This window comes from Micromonospora sp. NBC_00617 (assembly GCF_045161355.1).
Classification (GTDB): Bacteria; Actinomycetota; Actinomycetes; order Mycobacteriales; family Micromonosporaceae; genus Micromonospora.
Genome location: NZ_CP107751.1, coordinates 4,682,733 through 4,704,572, shown reverse-complemented (window position 1 = coordinate 4,704,572; position 21,840 = coordinate 4,682,733). Strand labels below are relative to the sequence as shown.

19 protein-coding genes are annotated in these 21,840 nt (G+C 71.3%); 13 read left to right on the top strand and 6 right to left on the bottom strand.

From position 1 onward, the window contains the following. From OG505_RS21580 to OG505_RS21560, 5 genes are all read left to right on the top strand, one after another. Positions 1–1,953 (top strand): VWA domain-containing protein, encoded by a 1,953-nt coding sequence (locus OG505_RS21580; RefSeq protein WP_405426997.1) that lies wholly within the window; start codon positions 1–3, stop codon positions 1,951–1,953. A gap of 28 nt (positions 1,954–1,981) precedes the next feature. Next, positions 1,982–2,443, top strand: a complete 462-nt coding sequence (locus OG505_RS21575) for a hypothetical protein (protein WP_405426993.1) — start codon at positions 1,982–1,984, stop codon at positions 2,441–2,443. Positions 2,444–2,483: 40 nt separating this feature from the next. Then, the gene (locus tag OG505_RS21570) at positions 2,484–3,554 is read left to right on the top strand and encodes a CapA family protein (protein WP_405426991.1); all 1,071 of its coding nucleotides are present in this window, start codon (positions 2,484–2,486) and stop codon (positions 3,552–3,554) included. A gap of 159 nt (positions 3,555–3,713) precedes the next feature. Continuing rightward, complete coding sequence (locus OG505_RS21565; RefSeq protein WP_405426989.1) at positions 3,714–4,898, top strand: NAD(P)/FAD-dependent oxidoreductase; 1,185 nt, start codon at positions 3,714–3,716, stop codon at positions 4,896–4,898. A 135-nt stretch (positions 4,899–5,033) separates the two neighbouring features. Further along, the gene (locus OG505_RS21560; RefSeq protein WP_405426987.1) at positions 5,034–5,417 is read left to right on the top strand and encodes a DoxX family protein; all 384 of its coding nucleotides are present in this window, start codon (positions 5,034–5,036) and stop codon (positions 5,415–5,417) included. A 72-nt stretch (positions 5,418–5,489) separates the two neighbouring features. Here OG505_RS21560 and OG505_RS21555 read toward each other — a convergent pair whose 3' ends face one another. Together OG505_RS21555 and OG505_RS21550 are read right to left on the bottom strand one after the other, a co-directional pair. Next, a complete protein-coding gene (locus OG505_RS21555) occupies positions 5,490–7,361 on the bottom strand; it encodes an FAD-dependent oxidoreductase (RefSeq protein ID WP_405426985.1) in 1,872 nt (623 codons plus the stop codon). 257 nt (positions 7,362–7,618) lie between these two features. Then, positions 7,619–8,626: a GlxA family transcriptional regulator gene (locus OG505_RS21550; protein ID WP_405426983.1), complete on the bottom strand. Its 1,008-nt coding sequence runs from the start codon at positions 8,624–8,626 to the stop codon at positions 7,619–7,621. 1 nt (position 8,627) lies between these two features. Between OG505_RS21550 and OG505_RS21545 the strand changes: the two genes are divergently transcribed. After that, positions 8,628–9,983, top strand: coding sequence for an MFS transporter (locus OG505_RS21545; protein WP_405434628.1), 1,356 nt, complete (start codon positions 8,628–8,630; stop codon positions 9,981–9,983). Between the two features lie 19 nt (positions 9,984–10,002). On the opposite strand, the gene OG505_RS21540 is transcribed toward OG505_RS21545, so the two are convergent. Together OG505_RS21540 and OG505_RS21535 are read right to left on the bottom strand one after the other, a co-directional pair. Further along, a complete protein-coding gene (locus tag OG505_RS21540; protein ID WP_405426981.1) occupies positions 10,003–10,716 on the bottom strand; it encodes an RICIN domain-containing protein in 714 nt (237 codons plus the stop codon). A gap of 55 nt (positions 10,717–10,771) precedes the next feature. Then, positions 10,772–11,242: an aminoacyl-tRNA deacylase gene (locus OG505_RS21535; protein WP_405426979.1), complete on the bottom strand. Its 471-nt coding sequence runs from the start codon at positions 11,240–11,242 to the stop codon at positions 10,772–10,774. A 93-nt stretch (positions 11,243–11,335) separates the two neighbouring features. On the opposite strand from OG505_RS21535, the gene OG505_RS21530 reads away from it, so the two are divergent. From OG505_RS21530 to OG505_RS21515, 4 genes are all read left to right on the top strand, one after another. Continuing rightward, on the top strand, positions 11,336–12,733 hold the full coding sequence (locus tag OG505_RS21530; RefSeq protein WP_405426977.1) for an FAD-binding oxidoreductase: 1,398 nt from the start codon (positions 11,336–11,338) through the stop codon (positions 12,731–12,733). After that, positions 12,730–14,073: a class I SAM-dependent methyltransferase gene (locus OG505_RS21525; protein WP_405426975.1), complete on the top strand. Its 1,344-nt coding sequence runs from the start codon at positions 12,730–12,732 to the stop codon at positions 14,071–14,073. Before OG505_RS21530 ends, OG505_RS21525 begins: the two co-directional genes overlap by 4 nt. Before the next feature lie 100 nt (positions 14,074–14,173). After that, a complete protein-coding gene (locus tag OG505_RS21520; RefSeq protein ID WP_405426973.1) occupies positions 14,174–14,731 on the top strand; it encodes a helix-turn-helix domain-containing protein in 558 nt (185 codons plus the stop codon). After that, a complete protein-coding gene (locus OG505_RS21515) occupies positions 14,724–15,602 on the top strand; it encodes an SRPBCC domain-containing protein (protein WP_405426972.1) in 879 nt (292 codons plus the stop codon). The genes OG505_RS21520 and OG505_RS21515 overlap by 8 nt, the downstream gene beginning before the upstream one ends. 105 nt (positions 15,603–15,707) lie before the next feature. Here the strand turns inward: OG505_RS21515 and OG505_RS21510 are convergent, their stop codons facing one another. Together OG505_RS21510 and OG505_RS21505 are read right to left on the bottom strand one after the other, a co-directional pair. Further along, positions 15,708–16,025, bottom strand: coding sequence for a helix-turn-helix domain-containing protein (locus OG505_RS21510; protein ID WP_405426970.1), 318 nt, complete (start codon positions 16,023–16,025; stop codon positions 15,708–15,710). Beyond that, positions 16,022–16,387 carry a type II toxin-antitoxin system RelE/ParE family toxin gene (locus tag OG505_RS21505; protein ID WP_405426968.1) on the bottom strand — a complete coding sequence of 122 codons (366 nt, stop codon included), beginning with the start codon at positions 16,385–16,387 and terminating at the stop codon, positions 16,022–16,024. Before OG505_RS21505 ends, OG505_RS21510 begins: the two co-directional genes overlap by 4 nt. Positions 16,388–16,496: 109 nt before the next feature. Here OG505_RS21505 and OG505_RS21500 point away from each other — a divergent pair, with 109 nt between their 5' ends. The 3 genes from OG505_RS21500 to OG505_RS21490 all read left to right on the top strand — a co-directional run bounded on the left by OG505_RS21500 (position 16,497) and on the right by OG505_RS21490 (position 21,800). Continuing rightward, complete coding sequence (locus OG505_RS21500; protein WP_405426966.1) at positions 16,497–16,730, top strand: zinc-ribbon domain-containing protein; 234 nt, start codon at positions 16,497–16,499, stop codon at positions 16,728–16,730. Positions 16,731–17,088: 358 nt separating this feature from the next. Then, complete coding sequence (locus OG505_RS21495; RefSeq protein WP_405426964.1) at positions 17,089–19,287, top strand: trypsin-like serine protease; 2,199 nt, start codon at positions 17,089–17,091, stop codon at positions 19,285–19,287. Between the two features lie 191 nt (positions 19,288–19,478). Continuing rightward, positions 19,479–21,800, top strand: a complete 2,322-nt coding sequence (locus tag OG505_RS21490; protein WP_405426962.1) for a putative bifunctional diguanylate cyclase/phosphodiesterase — start codon at positions 19,479–19,481, stop codon at positions 21,798–21,800. The last annotated feature ends 40 nt before the right edge of the window (positions 21,801–21,840 follow it).

Genomic DNA, 21,840 nt, shown 5'->3' with positions numbered 1-21,840 from the left:
GTGGCCGGCAACCGGTTCCGGTACGGGCAGTGGAACGGCGGGCCTGACCCGCTCGCACCCCCGTACGACGTGCGCGAGGCGGTGGACGCGGTCGGCGCCGAAGTGCTGGCCGGCGGCAGCCTGCGGGAGGCGTTGCGCGACCTGCTACGCCGTGGCCCGCAGGGACGGGGTGGGCTGGACGACCTGGCCGCCCGAGCTCGACGGCTGCGCCGGGAGGCGCTTCGTCGGGGTGACCTGGACGGCGCGGTGACCAGGGCACAGGCCCTGCTCGACCAGGCCCTCGCAGCCGAGCGGGACGAGCTGCGGGGCCGCGAGGACGACGACGCGCGGTTCGCCGAGTCGGTGCTGGACAACCTGCCCCGCTCGACCGCGCGGGCGGTGGAGGAGCTGTCCGGCTACCAGTGGGCCAGCGAGGACGCCCGTCGCTCGTACCAGCGGATCCTCGACCAGCTCCGGGACGACGTCCTCGGTCAGCGGTTCGCCGGGCTGCGCGACGCGGCGCGCGCCTCCGCCGACCCGGCCGTCCAGCGGCGCCTCGCCGAGATGATGGGCGACCTGAACGACCTGCTGGCCCGGCACGGCCGCGCGGAGGACACCACCGACGCGTTCGCCGAGTTCATGCGCAGACACGGCGACTTCTTCCCGGAAAAGCCGTCGACCGTCGACGAGCTGATCGACGTGCTGGCCCGCCGCTCGGCGGCCGGTGAGCGGCTGATGAATTCGCTCTCCGACCGGCAGCGCGCCGAGCTGGCCGGTCTGATGCAGCAGTCGCTCGGCGACCGCCTCGCGGGGGAGTTGTCCGCTCTCGACGCGAACCTGCGGGCACTGCGACCCGATCTGCGCTGGGGGCGCGGCGAGCGGGTCCGGGGCGAACAGCCGCTGGACTACGCCGACGCGGCCGGAGCGCTCGGTGAGATCGGCGAGCTGGACGACCTGCTGGACCAGCTCGACCAGGAACACCCGGGGGCGACCCTGGACGACGTGGACGTCGACGCGGTGGCCCGGACGCTGGGCCGGGACGCCGCCGACGCCGTCCGCCGGCTGCGGGATCTGGAGCGGGAGCTGCGCCGGCAGGGCTGGGTGAGCCGGGACGCGGACGGGCTCACGCTCAGCCCGAAGGCGCTGCGCCGGCTCGGCGGGACCGCGCTGCGGCGGGTCTTCGCCGAGCTGACCGCCGGGCCGCGGGGCCAGCACGACCTGCGCTCGGCGGGCGCCGCCGGCGAGGTCAGCGGGGCGTCCCGCCCCTGGGAGTACGGCGACGAGCAGCCGTTGGACGTGGTCCGGACGCTGACCCGGGCGGTCAGCCGGGCCGGGCCGACGGTTCCGGTGCAGCTCGCGGTGGACGACTTCGAGGTGGTGGAGACCGAGAAGCGGGCCTCGGCCGCGGTCGTGCTCTGCGTCGACCTGTCGTACTCGATGATCTCGCAGGGTCGTTGGGGGCCAATGAAGCAGACCGCCCTGGCGCTGGCGCACCTGATGGAGACGCGCTTCCCGCAGGACGCTCTGCAGATCGTGGGCTTCGGCCGGGAGGCGACGACGCTCACCCAGCAGGAGTTGGCCGCCGTGGAGCCGGACCTGCAGCAGGGCACCAACCTTCAGCACGCGCTGCGGCTGGCCGGTCGGCACCTGCGCCGGCACCCGGACGCCGAGCCGGTGGTGTTGGTGGTCACCGACGGGGAGCCGACGGCCCACCTGGACCCGGACGACGGGGAGGCGCTGTTCCACTGGCCGCCGCTGCCGGAGACGATCGAGGCGACGGTCCGTGAGGTGGACCGGCTCAGCCGATACGGCGCCACGCTCAACCTGTTCATGCTCGGCGACGACCCGGGCCTGCGCCGCTTCGTCGACGCGGTGGCCCGGCGCAGCCGGGGTCGGATGTTCACGCCGGACACCGACGACCTGGGCGAGTACGTCGTGTCCGACTACCTCCGCTCCCGCCAATCCCGCCGCTAACCCTCGCCCGGCGGGGTTGACTGGGGGAGTGGAGAGCGAGGGACTGCGGCGGGCGTACGACGCGGTGTTCGCGGAGCTCGACGCTGCGGGGTTCGGTCCGCCGCCGGAGGGCCAGCTCAGCGCCGAGCAGATCGTCGCGCACCTGGTCGCCAACGACGAGCTGATGATCCAGGCCACCGAGGCGCTGCTGGCCGGGTCGACGTTCGCCTACTACGACCTGGACGACATGCACCGCCCGCAGCTCGACGCGCTGGTCGCCGAGCAGGGCGGTCTGCGTGGCCTGACCGCTCTGCTGCACGGCACCAGCGACCGGCTCTGCGCGCTGGTCGACCGGCTCGGCCTGGCGGCGGAGACCTCGGTCGACACCCACCTGCGGGAGGGCTTCGACCTCAACGTCGACGAGCCGCTGCCCTGGTCGCGCACCCTGGATCTGCACACCCGCGTCCACCTACCCAAACATCAGGCCCAACTCCACATGCTCCGCGCCTGACCCCGCCCCGCCGCCTCATCCGCCGCGTACGCTGCCTGAGGTGAGACGGGCACGATCCCTCGTCGCGGTGGCGACGACTCTGACCGTGGCGCTGACCGCATGCCGGGTCGGGCCCACACCGCCGGCCGGTGAACCGACCCGCTCGGCTGCGGTGGCGTCCCCGTCGCCGGCCGTGTCGACCGAGATCACGTTGGCTTTCGCGGGCGACGTGCACTTCGCCGGCCGTACGGCGGGTCTGCTGGACGATCCGGCGACCGCGTTCGGGTCGATCTCGTCGGCGTTGTCCGCCGCGGACCTGACCATGGTCAACCTGGAGACCGCGGTCACCACGCGTGGCACCCCGGAGCCGAAGCAATTCCTCTTCCGGGCTCCGGCGAGTGCGTACGACGCGGTGAAGGCGGCCGGGGTCGACGTCGTGTCGATCGCGAACAACCACACGCTGGACTACGGACGGGTGGGTCTGACCGACACCGTGGACGCGGCGAGGGCCGCCGGGGTGCCGACCGTCGGGGCAGGCACCGACGCGGCGGCGGCGTACGCGCCCTGGACGACCCGGATCGGCGGCACGAGGATCGCCTTCCTGGCGTTCAGCCAGGTCGACGAACTGTGGTCGCAGTGGAGGGCCACCGACACCCGTGCCGGAATCGCGGTGACGAGGGACCTGACGCGGGCCGTCGCCGCGGTACGCGCCGCGCGCCAGCAGGCCGATGTCGTCGTCGTGTACGTCCACTGGGGCGCGGAGGGCGACAGTTGTCCGCCCGCCGACGCGCGGGCGTTCGCCGGTGAGATGGCCCGGGCGGGTGCCTCCCTAGTCGTCGGCACCCACGCGCACCTGCTGCTCGGTGACGGCTGGATCGGCAGGACCTTCGTTCAGTACGGGCTCGGCAACTTCCTGTGGTGGCGCGACGACGCGTACAGCAACGACACCGGGATCCTGCGGGTCACCCTGCGCGGCCCGGAGATCGTGAGAACGGAGTTGGTGCCCGCGCTGATCTCCCGCCGCACCGGCCAACCCGAACTCGCCACCGGAGGCGACGACGCGGCACGCATCCGCGGGGAGTATGCGGATCTGCGCGGCTGTACCGGACTCGCCGCGACCCCCGTCGGATAGGACCGCCGGCAGGGCAGAGCCGTCGTACGACGCGAAGTCGACACCTTCCTGACCAAGCGTGTCGAGCCCACGCCTGTGGAGTGGTCTGCCTCACACGTTGTCACAACGATCGGTCAGTCGGTGTCTTGTGGCCGAACCCCTGAAAACGGAGGAGCCACTATGACTGAGAACTTTGATGTGGTCGTGGTCGGCGGCGGGTACGCCGGTGTCATGGCGGCCAATCGCCTGACGCAGCGCGACGATGTGACTGTGGCGTTGATCAATCCGCGCCGGACGTTTGTCGAGCGGATCCGCCTGCACCAGGTGGTGGGCGGGTCCGACAACGCGGTCGTCGACTACCGGGAGGTCCTGGCCGAGGGCGTCCGGCTGGTGGTCGACACGGTGACCCGGATCGACGCGGCCGAGCGCAGGGTGACGTTGGCGGCCGGCGGCACGGTCGGCTACGACTACCTGATCTATGCGGTGGGCAGTGGCAGCGCCGACCCGGGTGTGCCCGGAGCGGCCGAGTTCGCCTACCCGATTGCCAGCCTGGAGGAGGCGCAGCGGCTACGGCCGGTCCTCGACGCCGCTCCCACAACGGCCCCGGTGACGGTTGTCGGAGCCGGTCCGACTGGCATCGAGACCGCCGCCGAGTTGGCGGAGGCGGGCCGTACCGTGACTCTGGTCTGCGGTGGGGTGCTCGGCCCGTATCTGCACGGACGGGGTCGGCGCTCGGTTGCCAAGTGGCTGGCCAGGCTCGGTGTGACAGTGCTCGACGGCCCCGGCGCGAAGGTGACGGCGGTGACTCGCGATGCCGTGCGGCTCAGCGACGGCCGCGAGTTGCCGAGCCAGGTGACCATTTGGACCGCCGGGTTCGGCGTGCCGGACCTGGCCGCCCGCAGCGGGCTGAGCACCGACACGCTGGGCCGCCTGCTCACCGATGAGACGTTGACGAGCGTGGACGACGTGCGCGTCGTCGCGGCCGGGGATTCGGCGGCACCGTCGGACCTGCCGTTCCGGATGAGCTGCCAGGCCGCGACGAGGGTCGGCGCGCACGCCGCCGACACGGTGCTGGCTCGGATCGCGGGTGAGCAGCCGGCGCCCATCAACCTGGGGTTCTTCGGCCAGTGCATCAGCCTGGGGCGTCGCGCCGGCATCTTCCAGTTCGCCTCCAGGGACGACACCGCGAACGGGTTGCACATCGGCGGCGGCCCGGGCGCGAAGCTCAAGGAGTTCGTCTGCAAGCACACCGTCAAGCACCTGGCGGACGAGGCACGCAGGCCCGGCTCGCTCACCTGGGTCAAGGATGACAAGCGCCAGGAGTTGCTACGGGCCAAGCGCGGTGATGCCCTGGCCCCCCGCTGAACGGACAGCCTGGGCCACGCGTCGGCGATCCCAGCTCGAACGGCCACCAACCACCGAGGGTGTCCCACTGGAGCTCCGCCCCATGCCGGATGGTCCCAAGACACCGGAGTCACCTACACAAGGCAAGGAAACCGCATGAGCCTCGCCCTTTGGATTGCTGCCGGCCTGCTGGCAGTCGTCTCCCTGACCGGCGGCATCACCAAGACGTTCGTACCCAAGGAGAAACTGGCTGCGCTCAATGGCGCGGAATGGACCCGGCACGCCAGCGCCGGCTTCATCAAGACCATCGGGGTCCTCGAGCTCCTGGCCGCGGTTGGCCTGATCCTGCCCGCCGTGCTCGACATCGCACCGTTCATGGTGCCGGTGACCGCCGCCTGCTGGATTTTGCTCATGGTCGGCGCGGCGATCATCCATGGCCGCCTTGGTCAGTTCAAGTTGGTGATGGTGAACGTGGGCTACGTTGCGCTTGCGGCCTTCATCGCGTGGGGCCGCTTCGGCCTTGAGCCTTTCACCGCCTGACGAAGATGTGCCGCTGACGGGGGGCGGTGTCGTGTTGGCGCGGGTGAACCCGGCACGGGCCGCCCTGGCGGCTCAAGAAGCATCCTGCCGCCGTGCTGCCTCCTGTCCCGCCAGGTAACCAAACACCAGCCCCAGCGAGATCGTCCCTCCGGCGCCCCCGTAGAACCCCTTCGTTGGTGCGCCTCCTGCATTGCCGGCGGCGTACAGGCCTGGGATGACCTTGCCGTCGGTGTTCAGCGCGCGCCCGTGTGCGTCGGTCTTCGGGCCACCCACGGTGCCGAGCGCGCTGGCCTCAACCTTGAGCGCGTAGTACGGCGAGGTGTTGACGGGCCCCAGGACGCTTGACCTCGGGCTCTTCAGGATCGGTCGTACGATCTTCGTGATGGGCCTGACCACGAGGGAGCGCAGGCGTTCGGGGTCGTTCTTCTTCGCCGCACGTGCCGCCACCTTGCTCACGATCGGTCCGATCGCCTTCGCGATGGCCATCCGCGCCTTCGCGGTGGCGGCGGGGAACAGCGCGTCGGGGGACCTCTTGCTCAGCCGGGGGTAGTAGGCGCCGAAGTACCGATCGAACAACGTGCCACCGCGGTCGAAGTACGGGTCGTGGCCTCGTCCGGCCTCGGGATTGAACCGGTCGACGGTCCGGAGCAGCCCCACCTCGTCGACTCCGATCTGAGCCGCCAGCTCCGCCAGCGTGTCAGCGCGGTGGATGTAGTCGGGCACCGGCCCGCCGGGCGTGATGCCGAAGATTCCGAACTTCGTCCAGTAGTTGTGGTCGAAGATCAGCCATGCCGTTGCGTTCGGCATGGCGCCCGTCTTCGGGTCCACCTCGTGCATGATCTTCCCGAGCTGGTCGTAGGGGAGAGCCTCGTTCGCGAAGCGCTCACCCTGATGGTTCACCATGATGCTGTGCGGCAGCGAACGCTCACCCAGGAACACCCGACTGAGCGGGCGGCCCTCCAGCGTCTCGCCGGGCACCTGCACCGCGGGCATCCACCAGGCGTCCTGCATACCCGTCAGGTCGGCGTGCACGTCCCGGGCCAGCTGCACCGCGATGCCCTCGTGCCCCTGCGGCGAAACCTGCACTGCGAAGGGTGCGTGGAGGTGGCTCGTGGTGAGGTCGGTCGACCCCTCGAACCCGCCGCTGGCCAGCACGACGCCTTTGGCGGCACGCACCGTGTGCTCGACGCCGTCATCATCCTGTACGACGACGCCCCGCACTCCCGACTCATCCGTGATGAGCCGGACCGCGGGCGCCTGGACGCGCACGTCGACGCCGTCACCCAGAACCGCCTCGAGCAGGGCGCCGACCAACGCTGGTCCGGCGAGCCACACGGCATCACTACTGATCCCACCCAGCAGCCAGAACGGGAGCGGATTCCTGGCCATGCCGGTCGTCAGGGCTGGTCGCACGAACGAGGCGGCCTCCCCCAATCCCTTGGGGGAGTAGGGGCCGGGAAAGAGGGCCCGCCCGACCGACGCGCCATCGATGTCGGAGCGGTAGTCCGGCCAGATCGTCGGGATCCACCCGAAAGAGGTGTGCTCTTCTATGAATCGGGCGACCTGCGGCCCCGTCTCCAGGAACTTCTCCACCAGTTCATGGTCAAGAATCTTGTCCCGGCCCTCGCCATAGATGTAACGCCGCGCCTTGTCCAGGTCGTCGCTGACCCCCAGGTCCTTGGTCGAGAAACCATGATTCGGGATCCAGGCCGCACCCGCGGAGATCCCGGTGGCGCCACCGACGATCGGCTGGGACTCCACAACGAGGACCCGTGCCCCCTGCTTCGCGGCGCTGAGCGCGGCCATCAGCCCCGCCCCGCCAGAACCGACGATCGCTACATCCACCTCCTTGGGGATGCCGCGCTGGGACACGGTCCCGATGGAGCCACGGTGTTGACTCGAACTGTTGACCACGATGTCCTCCGCACGATCAATTTCGGTCATGGCCCTCCCAAATCAACTTAGGGCCTGCCGAGGATTGACACGCGGCTTTCGGATCGGGCTGAGCTACTCGTGGTCCGGGTAGTCGGTCAGCCGAGGGACCACTGCTGGGCGGGCCGGCCGTCGCAGGGCCGCTGCCGGACGTCGTCGCCGCCCCCTGCCCCCTGCCCCCTGCGATCTTGCACTTTCTGTCGCGACAAAAAGGGCGCAAGGGGCAAGCTGGCGACCGTAAGTGCAAGATCGCGGGGTGCGGTGGGGGATTAGCTGTCGATTAGCTCGGGGCGGGGGTGGAAGGTGCGGCGATAGGTTGACGGGGCCACGCCGATGCGCTGGTGGAGCTGTTGGCGTAGGGCGGCGGTGGTGCCGAAACCAGAGCGGTGGGCGATCTGGTCGACGGTGAGGTCGGTCGTCTCCAGCAGCAGCCTCGCGTGGTCGGTGCGCTGTTGCAGCAGCCACTGCGCCGGGCTCAGGCCGGTCTCCGACCGGAAGCGGCGGGTAAAGGTGCGCACGCTCATCCGCGCCTGCTCGGCGAGGTCGCGCAGGGCGATCGGCTCGTGCAACCGCTGCCGTGCCCACTCCCGCGCGCCTGCGGTGCTGGTGTCGATGGCCTTCGGCACCGGCCGCTCGATGTACTGTGCCTGGCCGCCGTCCCGCCACGGCGGCATCACGCAGCGCCGGGCCGCCCGGTTGGCCACCTCGCTGCCGTGGTCGAGGCGGATGACGTGCAGGCAGAGGTCGATGCCGGCGGCCACTCCGGCCGAGGTGAGCACCCCGTCGTCGGCGATGAAGAGCACGCCCGGGTCGAGGTCCACCCGGCCGTGCAGGCGGCGGAACTGCTCCGCGTACGCCCAGTGGGTGGTCGCCCGACGCCCGTCGAGCAGCCCGGTGGCGGCCAGCACGAACGCCCCGGTGCAGATCGACATGATCCGGGCGCCCCGCTCGTACGCCGCCCGCAGCGCGTCGGCCACCTCGGGCTCGACGGTGCCCGAGGTCAGCGCACTGCCGTCGTGGATGCCGGGGACGATCACCGTGTCGGCGGTGTCGAGCAGATCGTTCCCGTGGTCGGGGAGGACCTGGAAGCCGGCGGTGCTGCGGACCGGCCGCCCGCCCGGGGTGCACACCCGGACGTCGTAGAAGTCTGTCCCGTCGGCGGCCCGGGCGGTGCCGAAGACCTGCGACGGGGTGCCGAGGTCCAGGCCGACAACCTGGTCCAGGGCGAGTACGGCGATCCGGTGCGGGCGAACGGTCATGGCCCGATTCTTGCGCATGATGGCTTTCCGGCCACTCGTCGCCGTGAACCGCCCCGCCCAGACTTGTCGCGTGACCAAGAACCGCCGCCTGCATCCCGCCTGGCTGGTCGCCGCCGTCGCCTTCGTGGCGCTGGTCGGCGCGGCCGGCTTCCGGGCCACCCCGTCGGTGCTGCTGCACCCGCTGCACGAGGAGTTCGGCTGGCCACTGGCCACGATCTCCGCGGCCGTCTCCGTCAACCTGCTGCTCTACGGGCTCACCGCGCCTTTCGCGGCTGCCCTGATGGACCGGTTCGGCATCCGCCGGGTGGTCTCGGTGGCGCTGTTGCTGGTCGTCGCGGGCAGCGGACTGACGGTCTTCATGAACGCCAGCTGGCAGCTACTGCTCTGCTGGGGTGTGCTGGTCGGGCTGGGCACCGGCTCGATGGCGCTGGCGTTCGTGGCCACCATCACCGGGCGCTGGTTCGTGCACCGAAGGGGCCTGGTCACCGGAGTGCTGACCGCCGGTGGGGCCGCCGGACAGCTGGTGTTCCTACCACTGATCGCCATCCTGGTACGCGACCACGGCTGGCGAACCGCCGCACTCGTCGTGGCCGGAGCCGCGCTGGCGGTCGTACCCCTGGTGGTGTGGTTGATGCGCGAGCACCCGGCGGATCTCGGCCTACCCGCCTACGGGGCGACCGAGGTCGTCGCGGCGCCGCCGGCGGCCGGCGGCGCGGCGACCCGGGCGCTTGGCGCCCTGGCGACCGCGGCCCGGACCCGGCCGTTCTGGCTGCTGGCCGGGGGGTTCGCGATCTGCGGCGCGACCACCAACGGCCTCGTCGGTACGCATTTCGTCCCGGCCGCACACGACCACGGCATGGCCCAGACCACCGCCGCCGGCCTGCTCGCCCTGGTCGGGCTCTTCGACATCGTCGGGACCATCGCCTCCGGCTGGCTCACCGACCGGGTGGACAGCCGGTTGCTGCTCGGCATGTACTACGCGCTGCGCGGGGCGTCCCTGCTGGTGCTGCCGAGCCTGTTTTCCGGCACCGCCGAGCCGAGCATGCTGGTGTTCATCGTCTTCTACGGCCTGGACTGGGTGGCCACCGTGCCGCCGACGGTGGCGTTGTGCCGGGAATACTTCGGTGGCGCCGGGGCGGTGGTGTTCGGCTGGGTGTTCGCCGCCCACCAGCTCGGCGCGGCGGTCGCCGCGACCGGTGCGGGGCTGGTCCGGGACCGGCTCGGCGACTACGCAATGGCCTGGTACGTGGCGGGCGCCCTGTCGATCGGTGCCGCAGGGCTGTCGTTGCTGCTGCTCCGGCGACCGGGCCGGCCGGTGCCGGAGGCCGTGCTGGCCGCCGCGACCGCACCCAGGGACTGGAGCTTCCGGGGCTGAGACGGCCTGGGTCGGCCGTTCAGCCCAGGGTCCACTGCTGGGCTGGCCGGCCGTCGCAGGGCCGCTGCCGGATCTCGTCGCCGGCTTCGCCGCCGTCGTCGTCGGCCTGGGCGCACTTCCCGCTGTGCGCCGCGACCAGTAGCACCGGGCCGGTGCCGGTAGGGCTCAGCCGCCACTGCTGGTTGGCCTGGCCGTGGCAGGTGAACTGCATCATCCGGGCGCCGTCGTCCGTACTGCCGCCCTCGACGTCGAGGCACTGCCCGTGCGCGGCGTTGGTCAACGTCAGCACGTCCGCGCCGGCCGAGTTGACCACCCACTGCTGCTCCGGGCCGCCGCTGCACGCGGCCAACTCGGCCGCCGCCTTCTCGCCGTCGCCGTCGAGCCCCAGGCAGAGCCCCGAGGCGGCGCGCAGCACCCTGGGCCCGGTGGGCGGGGCGGCCGGGGTGCTGACCGACGGGTTCGGTGACGGTTCGGCCGGCGCGGTCGGGCTCGGCTCGGCCGCCGGGCCGGTGGGCTCCGCCGCGCTGGGTGGTGCGCCGACCGTCGCCGGCACGACCGGCTCGTCGTCACCGCCGAACAGCCCGGTGGCGAAGACCACCCCCAGGAGTACGCCCAGCAGCCCGACCGCCAGCGCCACCCGCAGCAGCGGGTCGGCCAGCGGGCCGGGGCGGGCGCCCCGCCGACCGCCGTAGACGGTGCCGGCTGGGTCGGGGCGTTCCTCGGGTGCGGACATGGGCGCCATCCTCACCCACCTTGGCGGGCCGGTGCCAGTCCGGCGTCGCGACGGCTCAGCGGGTCGGCTGTGGTTCGGTGACATCGGCCACGGTGGCCGCGAGCGCGGCGATCGTGGCGTCGGCGTCGACCGCGACGGCGAGACCGCGCTCGCCGGCGCCGAGGGTGATCTCCCGGCCGCGCAGTCGCTCGTCCGCGATGACCGGCCAGGCGGTGCTCGCGCCGAACGGGGTGATGGTGCCGCGCTCGTACCCGGTGGCGGCGAGAGCGCCCGCCGCGTCCGGCATGGAGAGCCGGTGCACCCCGAGCAGGGCGCGCAGCTTGGGCCAGGAGATGACCCGGTCGCCGGGGGTGAGCACGAACAGGTGGTCGTCCGCGCCCCGACGGACCACGATCGTTTTGACCACGTCGGGGACGGCCACACCTCGGACGGCGGCGGCCTCCGCCAGGCTGCCGACCGCGCCGTGCGGGATCAGCCGGTAGGGCAGGCCGGCGGAGTCCAGGGCGGCAATCGCGGGCGACGGCATGCCCGCCACGGTAACGGCCGGGGACTGTCGCGGACGGGAAACACCCATCGCTGACATCCCACCGTTCTCGGGGTCCGGGCGTAAGGTGATCACATGCGCGCTGAGCGTGTGGATCACCCCATTGACCATGATGAAGCGGTGGACACGCTGCGGCGGTCGTACGCCGCGGTGCCCACGGGCGAGCCTGTCCGGCTGGCCAAACGCACCTCCAACCTGTTCCGCCCCCGGTCCGCTCCCCGGACCCCGGGCCTCGACGTGAGCGGCCTCAACCGGGTGCTCGCGGTGGACGCGACCGCCCGGACCGCCGACGTGCAGGGCATGTGCACGTACGAGGACCTGGTCGACGCGACGCTGCCGCACGGCCTGATGCCCCTGGTGGTGCCGCAACTGCGCACCATCACCCTGGGCGGGGCGGTGACCGGCCTCGGGATCGAGTCGACCTCGTTCCGCAACGGCCTGCCCCACGAATCGGTACGCGAGATGGACATCCTCACCGGCTCCGGCGAGATCATCGCCGCCCGGCCGGACGGGGAGCATGCCGACCTGTTCACCGCGTTCCCCAACTCGCTGGGCAGCCTGGGGTACGTGACCCGGCTGCGCATCGAGCTGCAACCGATCGGCCGGTACGTGGCGTTGCGCAACATCCGGTTCACCCGACTGGAGGCGCTCACCGACGCGATCGCCGAGGTGACCGCCACCCGGTCCTGGGCCGGTGAGCCGGTCGACGTGATGGACGGCGTGATGTTCAGCCCCGGTGAGGCGTACCTGATACTGGGCACCTTCACCGACGCGGCCGACCCGCCCAGCGACTACACCGGCCAGGCGATCTACTACCGGTCGCTGCGTCGGCGCACGCGGGACGTGCTGACCGCGTACGACTATCTGTGGCGCTGGGACACCGACTGGTTCTGGTGTTCGGCGGCGTTCGGCGCGCAGCACCCGGTCGTGCGCAGGCTCTGGCCGGCGCGTTACCGGCGCAGCGACGTCTACCACCGACTGGTCCGCCTTGAGCACCGGCACCAGGTGGCGGCCCGGATCGACCGGCTGCGCGGCCAGCCGGCCCGCGAGCGGGTCGTGCAGGACGTGGAGATCCCGCTGGACCGCACGGCCGACTTCCTGCGCTGGTTCGCGGAGAACGTGGGGATGACCCCGGTGTGGCTCTGCCCGTTGCGGTTGCGCGAGCCGGAGGGTCCCGGTTCCGCGCGGTCGTGGCCGCTGTATCCGCTCCACGCAGGACAGGACTACGTCAACATTGGTTTCTGGGGGACCGTGCCGATCGCGCCCGGCGCCGCCGACGGCGACGTCAACCGCGCGATCGAACGCAGGGTGTCGGAGTTGGGCGGGCACAAGTCGCTCTACTCCGACGCGTACTACGACCGGGACGCCTTCGATCGCCTCTACGGCGGCGAGACCTGGCGCGCGGTGAAGGACCGCTACGACCCGGACCACCGGCTGACGGGACTGTACGAGAAGGCGGTAGCACGAGCATGAGCCTGACCGATCGAGACCAGGGGGCGGCGAGCGTCCCCGCCACCCCGCCGGCGGGGGGCCGGCCCACCGGTCCGACCGTGGCGGACGTCGTCCGCGCGGTCACCGCCGGGCCGCTGCCGGTACGGATCACCGGCTACGACGGCAGCGCCGTCGGCCCGGCCGACGCCGGCATCACCCTGGCGATCCAATCCGAGCGTGGGCTGTCGTACCTGCTCACCGCCCCCGGTGACCTGGGCATGGCCCGGGCGTACGTCAGCGGTGACCTGGCGTTGCAGGGGGTGCACCCGGGCGACCCGTACGAGGCGCTGCGGGTGCTCAAGGACGAGTTGCGGCTGCGCCCGCCGTCGGTGGCCGACGGGGTGGCGCTGGTGCGCGGGCTGGGCTGGGAGCGGCTGCTGCCGCCGCCGGCTCCTCCGCAGGAGGCGCTGCCGCGTTGGAAGCGGGTGATGAACGGGCTGCGGCATTCGCGGGTGCGCGACAGCACGGCGATCTCGCACCACTACGACGTCTCGAACGCCTTCTACGAGAAGGTGCTCGGCCCGTCGATGACGTACACCTGCGCGGTTTACCGGTCCCCGGACGACACGTTGGAGCAGGCCCAGGCGGCGAAGTACGACCTGGTCGCCGGCAAGTTGGCGTTGAAGAAGGGCATGCGGCTGCTGGACGTGGGCTGCGGCTGGGGCGGCATGGTCCGCCACGCCGCCCGGGAGTACGGCGTGAAGGCGCTCGGGGTGACCCTGTCGAAAGCGCAGGCGCAGTGGGCGCAGGCGGCGATCGAGCGGGAGGGGCTGAGCGAGCTGGCCGAGGTGCGGCACCTGGACTACCGGGACGCGCCGGCGGAGCAGTTCGACGCCATCTCCTCGATCGGTCTGACCGAGCACATCGGTGTGCGCAACTACCCGTCCTACTTCGGTGCGCTGCGGTCGCGGCTGCGTACGGGTGGGCGGCTGTTGAACCACACCATCACGCGGGCCGACAACCGGGCGCCCCATCGCTCGGGCGCGTTCATCGACCGGTACGTCTTCCCGGACGGTGAGTTGGCCGGCCCGGGTCGGTTGATCAGCGAGGTGCACGACGCCGGGCTGGAGGTGCACCACGAGGAGAACCTGCGCCAGCACTACGCGCTGACGCTGGCCGCGTGGTGTCGCAACCTGGTGGAGCACTGGGACTTCTGCGTCTCGGAGGTGGGCGCGGGAACCGCCCGGGTGTGGGGCCTCTACATGGCCGGGTCGCGGATGGCGTTCGAGCGCAACGGCATCCAGTTGCACCAGGTGCTGGCCACCCACAACGGCCCGGCCGGTGTGAACGGCTACCCGCTGCGACCCGACTGGTTGCCCTGATCATCTGCTGAACGTCGCCTGAAGCCGCGTCGAGCAAGTCGGCGCGGCTTCTCGCGAAGCGATTGACAAACAAGTTTTGTACGTACAAACTGATTTTGCCATGAGAGACGTCCTGTACCTGGAGCAGATCGAGCAGGCCGAAGTCCTGCTCAAGCCACAGCGCGTCGAGGTGCTGCGGCAACTCGCCGAACCGCGCACCTGCACCGAGGTCGCGGCCCGACTCGACCAGACGCCGCAGCGCGTCTACTACCACGTCAAGCAGCTCGTCGCGGCCGGCCTGGTCGAGCTGGTCAACGAGCGCAAGGTCCGCGGCATCACCGAAGGCATCTACCAGGCCGCCGCCCGGTCCTACTGGCTCTCCCCGCGGCTGGTCGGCCGGATCGGCCTGCGCCGGGCCCGCGACGAGCTGAGCCTGGGCTACCTGCTCGACCTGATGGAGGAGGTCCAGGCCGACATCGCCGGCCTGGACCGGGCGGCGCCCGAACTGCCCTCGATCGGGGTTTCCGGGGAGATCCGGGTGCCCGCCGAGCAGCGCCAGCAGTTCCTGCACGACCTGCAAACCGCACTTCAGGACCTGTTCAGTCGCTACGGCGGCAGCGAAGGCGATGCCTTCAAGCTCGCTGTCGCCTGCTATCCGAAAGGAAACGACAATGAGTGAACCGTTGAAGGTCCAGGCCCGTCTCGCCGCCCCCGTCGGGCGCGTCCGCGAGGCCCTGACCGACCCGGCCGAGCTGCGGCTTTGGCTGGCCGAGCACGCCGAGGTCGAGCTGCCCCAGCGGTACGAGTTCTGGGGCCGCTACACGCCCGAGGGTGACGCCCCGCACCAGCGCCTGCTGCACGCCGACGACGACACGCTGCGCTTCGGCTGGTTGCTCGACGGGGTGGAGACCACCACCGAGCTCCAGTTGACCGCCGAGGGCACGGACAGCACGGTGTTGACGCTGACGCAGAGCCACTTCGACTTCGCCGAGGCGATGAGCGGCTCCAGCATCCGGGGCGTGCTCCAGACGTACTGGGCGTTGTCCATCGCCAACCTGGCCGCCCACCTGGAGGGTCGGCCCCTGCTGCCCCGCACCGATTTCACCTCTGCCGACCTGCGCGGCGAGTTGGTCATCGCCGCCCCCATGGACAAGGTGTGGGAGTCGCTTACCGACTCCGAGCAGGCCAGCGCCTGGTTCGGCTACCCCATCGGCATCGAGCCGTGGGTCGGTGGCCGGTACGCGATGGGTGGCTTCGAGAACGGTTACGCGGCCAAGATCGTCGACCTGGAGCCGGGCCGGAAGATGTCCGTGGACTGGGGACCCACCGGCGTCAGCACCTGGGAGCTGGCCGAGTCCGGCGGCCGGACCACCCTGACGTTCGTGCAGAGCGGCTTCGACGAGGCCAACCCCCCGTACGGCGCGTGGAGCGGGTCGGTGGCCGGGCTGTTCGAGCTGCGCCGCTACCACGAGATGGCGGCCTGGCAGCCGATCTGGGTCTCGACCGAGGTGCCGGGCCTGGAGCCCCAGCCCACGGGCTCGGCAAGCTGACGGTCTCATCGTGATCGTGCCCGATCGCGGAGGTAGTGGCCTCGTTCGCGCGGCGAGGCCCCTACATCCTGGATCGGGCACGATCTTGGTGGGCAGGCTCAGGTCTCAGGCGATGGCCGCGATGTCTCCATCATCGAAGTAGATCGCCTGGTGCAGTCGGCCGCCGAGGGCCGCGGCATACCGGGCCACCACTTCCTGCCCGGAGATCCGACCCTGCTCGATCTGGGAGACCCGGCCCTTGGTCACGCCCATCCGCTCGGCGATCTGTTGCTGAGTGAAACCGCGAGCGCGCCTGACCTCCGCGAGACGGTGTCCGACGACCTGCGCGAGCAGCTCCTCCTTGCCCGCCTCGACGGCTGCCTCTCCGCCGGCGCGCTGCACGTACTCCGCCCGGACATCCGACCACCGCACATGACCACTCACCGCCGTCCCCCTTCCTGCTGTGCGCGTTCCTTCAAGTAAATCTCGTAGCGTTGTTCGGCCAGCGGGATGGCCTGTCGATACCAACTCCTCCACTGGCCCGCTTTGTCGCCGGCCACGAGGAGAATGCTCGCGCGCCAAGGGTCGAACACGAAGAGGATGCGGACGGTGCCCGGCCGCAACTCCTTCAGGTTGGCAATCGACGAACCTGCGATGGTGTCGACCAGCGGCCGGCCCAGCCCTGGCCCGACTTCGGCGAGAGCATCGATCGCCTGCACGACCCGGGCGAACGTCGCTTGGTCGAGGCCGTCGATCCAGTCGCGAACCTCGTCGACGACGAAGACGTCCCAATCCTCCTGGCGCACCGGGCAAGTATAGCAAACGCTATACCGCCTGAGGAATGTCCAGGCGCGGTTTGCCGATCCGTTTTCTGGATCTGGTGACTTTTTGGGGTCAGGTGGGTACTGGCGGGCGATGTTCTTCATCTTTGGTCTGCGTACCAAGGTCGACCGGTCCGGTGTCGTGCAGCAGGTGTGTCGCCACTGCGGCAACCACGCCGCACAGGTGATCACCCGCCGGTCGACGAAATTCACCCTCTTCTTCATTCCGCTCATCCCGATCCGCACCCGGTACGCGCAACAGTGCACGTTCTGCGGGGCGCAGTACGAGATCGCCAAGGCCGACGCCCAGCTCCTCCCGGTCGGCTGAGCCACAGATGGCCCGTTTCCTGTGCTGGCTCATCGGCCGGCAGCCCCCGCCCGCAGGCCCTCCGGTGCACACCGTCCGCCGCCCGCCCTGCACCCCCGGCCGGCGGACACGCCGACGTGCCCGCCGTCCGGTGGCTGGCAGCACGCTGCCCCGCTCACCGTGGAACCGCTCCGCCGGCCGATGAAGCCCACCCGATGAAGCCCCTCCGGTGACTCCGACCTCGTCGGTCCGGCCCGGCGGTTCCTGGCACCGATAGACAATCGACGGGACACAATCCGGCCCCCGAGCCGATTGACATCCATCGCGATCGAACCGGATCGCCGCACGAGGCGATCGAGTGATGGATACGGGGGAGTACATGTCAGGACACCGCTCGCGCCGGTGGGGCGCGGCCCTGCTCGGCGCAACGGTCGCCGCCGGCCTGCTGGGCGGCGCCTCTGCGCAGGCCGTCGCCGGTGCCCAGCCGGTCCCGGAGGGCACGTACCGCTTCAGCGTCAAGGTCGCTTTCGGTGACCTGCGTGCCTGCTCGGGCGCGCTCGTCGACCCGAACTGGGTGCTCACGGCGAAGAGCTGTTTCGCCGAAGAGACCGGGCCTGTCGTGTCGGGGGCGCCGAGTCGACCGAGCACGGCGCTGGTGGGCCGCGCCGATCTCACCGGCACCGCCGGTCAGCAGCGCGGCGTGGCCTCTATCGAGCCGCACCCGGATCGCGACCTCGCGTTGGTCCGCCTCTCGTCGCCGGTCACCGACGTCCCGCCGGTCGCGCTGGCCACGACCGCGCCGGCCGCCGCCGAGACGCTCACGGTGACCGGGTACGGCCGGACGGCGACCGAATGGGTTCCCAGCCAGCTGCACCAGGGTTCGTTCACGGTCCAGGACGTCGCCACCACGTCCGTGGGTCTGCTCGGAGCGTCGGCCGGCGCCACGCTGTGCAGGGGCGACGCGGGCGGCCCTGTGTTCCGCGGAAACAGCGGTGCCGCCGAGTTGGTCGCCATCGCCGCGACATCGTGGCAGAAGGGCTGCCTCGGTGAGACGGAGACGCGGGACGGTGCGACGGCCACCAGGGTCGACGACCTCGCCGCCTGGATCGACGAGAAGAAGGCGGATGTCCAGATCTTCGGTGTGCTCGCCGACGGGCGGTTGACTTTCAGCGCCATCGACTCGGCGACCGGCGACCTCCGGGCCAACCGGACGTCCGCCGCGACCCTCGGCTTCGCGCCGAAGGCGATGGCGACTCTGAACGAGAACACGATCCTGATCACCGACACCGGCGGCACGATGTACCGGGTGGACGTCACCGGGTTCGACCCGTTGACCTTCACCACCACGAACATCATCGGCGGGTTCTCGCCGTACGACCGGCTGAGCTACGACGGTTACGGATCGCTCTACTACATCAACGGCAGCACGAACCAGCTCTACCGCCGCACGGTGACAAGCGCCAAGCCGACGGGCGCCGACATCAACCGAGCCACCTTCGTTGCCTCCGGGTTCGCGCAGAAAACCATCACGTCGCCCGGGGCCGGCCGGATCCTCGGCACCATCTCGGACGGGCGGCTGGTCTCCTACCGCGTCTACGGCAACGGTCCGGGCGGTTGGGTGGGCAGCACGCTGGTCACGACCGGCTGGGCCGCGCCGACGCACCTGCTGTCGCCCGGTGGCGGTCTCTACTACACCCGTAACGCGGCCGGCCGGCTGGACCGTTTCCGGGACGCCAACCCGTTCGACGGCAGCGGCGCCGACATCGTGTCCTTCCCCACCGACCCGGTCAGTGCCAGCGGTTGGAACCAGGTCCTCCTCTCCGCCCGCCCCTGGACCGGCCTGGTGTCGGTCTTCGGCACGAGACCGGACGGCCGGCTGTCGTACACCGCGATCGACCCGGTCAGCGGCGCCAAGCGGATCGCCACGGTCTCCGCGCAGACCCTCGGCTTCACCCCGAAGGCGATGGCCACCCTCAACTCGGACACCCTGCTGGTGACCGACGGCGGCCACCTGTACCGGGTGGACGTCATCGGCACCGATCCGCTGACCTTCACCCGTACGCAGGCCCTCGACACCGGGGGTGGGTGGACGCAGGACCGGTTGGTCTTCGACGGTTCGGGCTCGCTGTTCGGGCAGGCCGGGAGCGTCCTGCGCCGCTACACGGTGAAGAAGGCCAAGCCCGCGAACACCACTACCGACATCACCACCAACACGCTCGTCGGCAGTAACTTCGGCGTCCGTAGCCTGACCGCCACCGGCAAGGGCCGGCTGCTCGCCACGACGAGCGACAGCAAGCTCGCCGCGTACACCGTCGACGCCGCCGGTGTTTGGACCCGTGAGGACCCGGCGGCCAGCGGCTGGGGCGGCGTCACGTCGCCCTTCTCGCCCGGCGGCGGGCACTACTACCGGCGGGACGCCAACGGTGTGGTGACCGGTTGGCTCGACGCGAGCCCGTACGACGGCAGCGGCACCGACCTGACGGCCTACGTCCCCGCCGGCGCGGTGAGCACCGGCTGGGATCCGATCCTCTCGGCGCTGTCCTACGACGCGTGGCCGGACAACACCCGCCGTTGGTGATCGGCTGACCGCCGACGGCAGGGACGGTGCGGGCCACCCGGTGACGGGTGGCCCGCACCGTCGTGTGTGGACAACTTGGGCGTGCCCGTCCGGCCCTGGCGGGTCATCCGGGCGCTGACTAGGCTTTCGGGGTTTGCCGGGGCCGGCCCTCAGCGTCGAGGGTGCACCACGAGAGAGCCGGAGCGTTCGCCGTGTCGCCGCAGGACGTGACCCAGGCCGTCGTGGTGCCGACCACGTCGGTGCCGTCCACGCGCCCTGATCTCGCCGGCCGGCCGTTGTTCCCGGTGTCCCACGCGGCGCGCGTCGGGCTGCTCATCGTCGGCGTGGTCCTCGTTGTCGAGGTGGCGTGGCTGGTGGCCGCGTTGCCCGGTGCCGCGCTGGTCAGCGACGTGGGCGCGTTGCTGGTCGCCGGGTGGGCCACCCTGGCCTGCGCGGGCGTGGCCCGTCGTCACCCGGCCCCGCTGCGCCGGTTCTGGACGTTGCTCGCGCTCACCATGGCGCTCGCCGCGCTGGGCCGGGCGATCTGGACGGCGGAGCGGCTCGTCGGCGGCGACCTGCCGCACACCCCGCTGGTCGGGGTGGTCTTCACCGCCGGCATCCTCACCGGCACCGCCGCTCTGCTCAGTTCGCCGTCCGGGCCCCGGACCGGGGTGGGACGAGCCCGGACGCTGCTGGACGGCGTGATCGTCGCGCTGGCCCTGCTGCCGATCGGCTGGGTGCTGGTGTTCCGCGGGGTCGCCGCCGCCGAGCTGGCCGACCCGGCGCGCACGCTGGGGCTGCTCTACCCGATGTTCGACCTGATGCAGCTCACCATCCTGATGGCGGTTGCCGGGCGGGCGCGACCACTGTGGCGGCCGATGAGCGTGCTCGCGGTGAGCCTCACCATCCGGGTGGTCGCCGACGTCGTCTACGTCTCGCTGGTCGCCCGCGGTGACTACGCCGCCGGTCACCCCATCGACCTGTGCTGGCCGCTGAGCTACCTGCTGATCGGCCTGGCCACCGGGAATCCGCCGCCGCCGGACTGCGACGGCACCGACGAGACCGCGGAGTCGCCGCTGCCGCCGTGGTGGCGGGTGGCGCTGCCGTACCTGCCGGTCGGTGGGGCGATCATCGCGGTGCTGCTGGCTCGCCGGCCCACCGGTCAGACACCGCCGCTGGTCTTCGTGACCATGATGGCGTTGCTCGCCGCTCTCGCCGTGCGTCAGGGGCTGGCCGCCAACGAGAACCTGCGCCTGGTGGCGCGACTGCGCCGGCTCGCGTACGGCGACCAGCTCACCGGCCTACCGAATCGGCTGCTGTTCAACAGGTTGCTGCGCCTGGCTCTGCGCGACGGCCGGCCGGTGGCCGTCCTGCTGCTCGACCTCGACGGGTTCAAGCAGGTCAACGACCGGTTCGGGCACGCCACCGGCGATACTCTGCTGACCGGCCTGGCGGCTCGGATGCGGACGGCGGTGGCCGGCGACGGCACCATCGCCCGGCTCGGCGGGGACGAGTTCGCGGTGCTCATCGAGCGGGAGGGGCCGGTGTCGCCGGAGCGGCTGGCCGAACGGCTGCTGGACGCCCTGCGGCCGTCCGAGGGCGAGGAGGACGTGGGCGTGCACCCGTCGGCGAGCATCGGCATCGCCGAGTACGGGCCGCAGCACGCCTCGCACACTGACCTCCTGCGCGACGCCGACATCGCCATGTACGCCGCGAAGGCGGCCGGCAAGTCCGCGTACCGGACGTGCACGCCGGGCCTGCGCGAGTCGGCCGTGTCCCGGGCGGAGTTGATCGCCGACCTGCGCCGGGCCGTCGACGAGGAGCAACTGCACCTGGAGTTCCAGCCCATCGTCGACCTGTCCAGCGGCGCGGTCCGCAGCGCCGAGGCGTTGGTGCGCTGGCGGCACCCCCGGCTCGGGATGCTGCCGCCGGCGAAGTTCCTGCCGCTGGCCGAGGAGACCGGGCTGATCATCCCGATCGACCGCTGGGTGATCCACGAGGCGTGTCGGGCGGCGGCGACCTGGCGGGCCCGCGCGCCGGAGGCGACGGTCGCGGTGAACATCGCCGCGGCACACCTGCGCCGGCCCGATCTGATCGCCACGGTCACGGCGGCCACCGCCGGCGCCGGGTTGGCGCCGCGCGCGTTGACGCTGGAGCTGACCGAGTCGGCGTTGATCGAGGGGACCGACGCGGTGCTGGAACGGCTGCACCAGCTGCGGGAGCTGGGCATCCAGATCGCCATCGACGACTTCGGGACGGGCTACTCGTCGTTGAGCTACCTGCACCGCATCCCGGCCACCGAGCTGAAGATCGACCGGTCGTTCGTGGCGCGGCTGGGCACGGACGACCGGGCGTACGCCACGGTGGAGATGGTCACCCGGCTGGCCGGCGCGTTCGACCTGGCGGTGATCGCCGAGGGCGTGGAGACCGAACGCCAGCACGACGCGGTCGCCGCGATCGGCTGCCCACGCGGCCAGGGCTATCTGTACGGGCGTCCGGACAGCCCCGCCACGGTGGGTCAGAATCGAGCTTGACCCTGACGTAACGGCAGGCGGGAGCCTGGTTCCCGGAAGG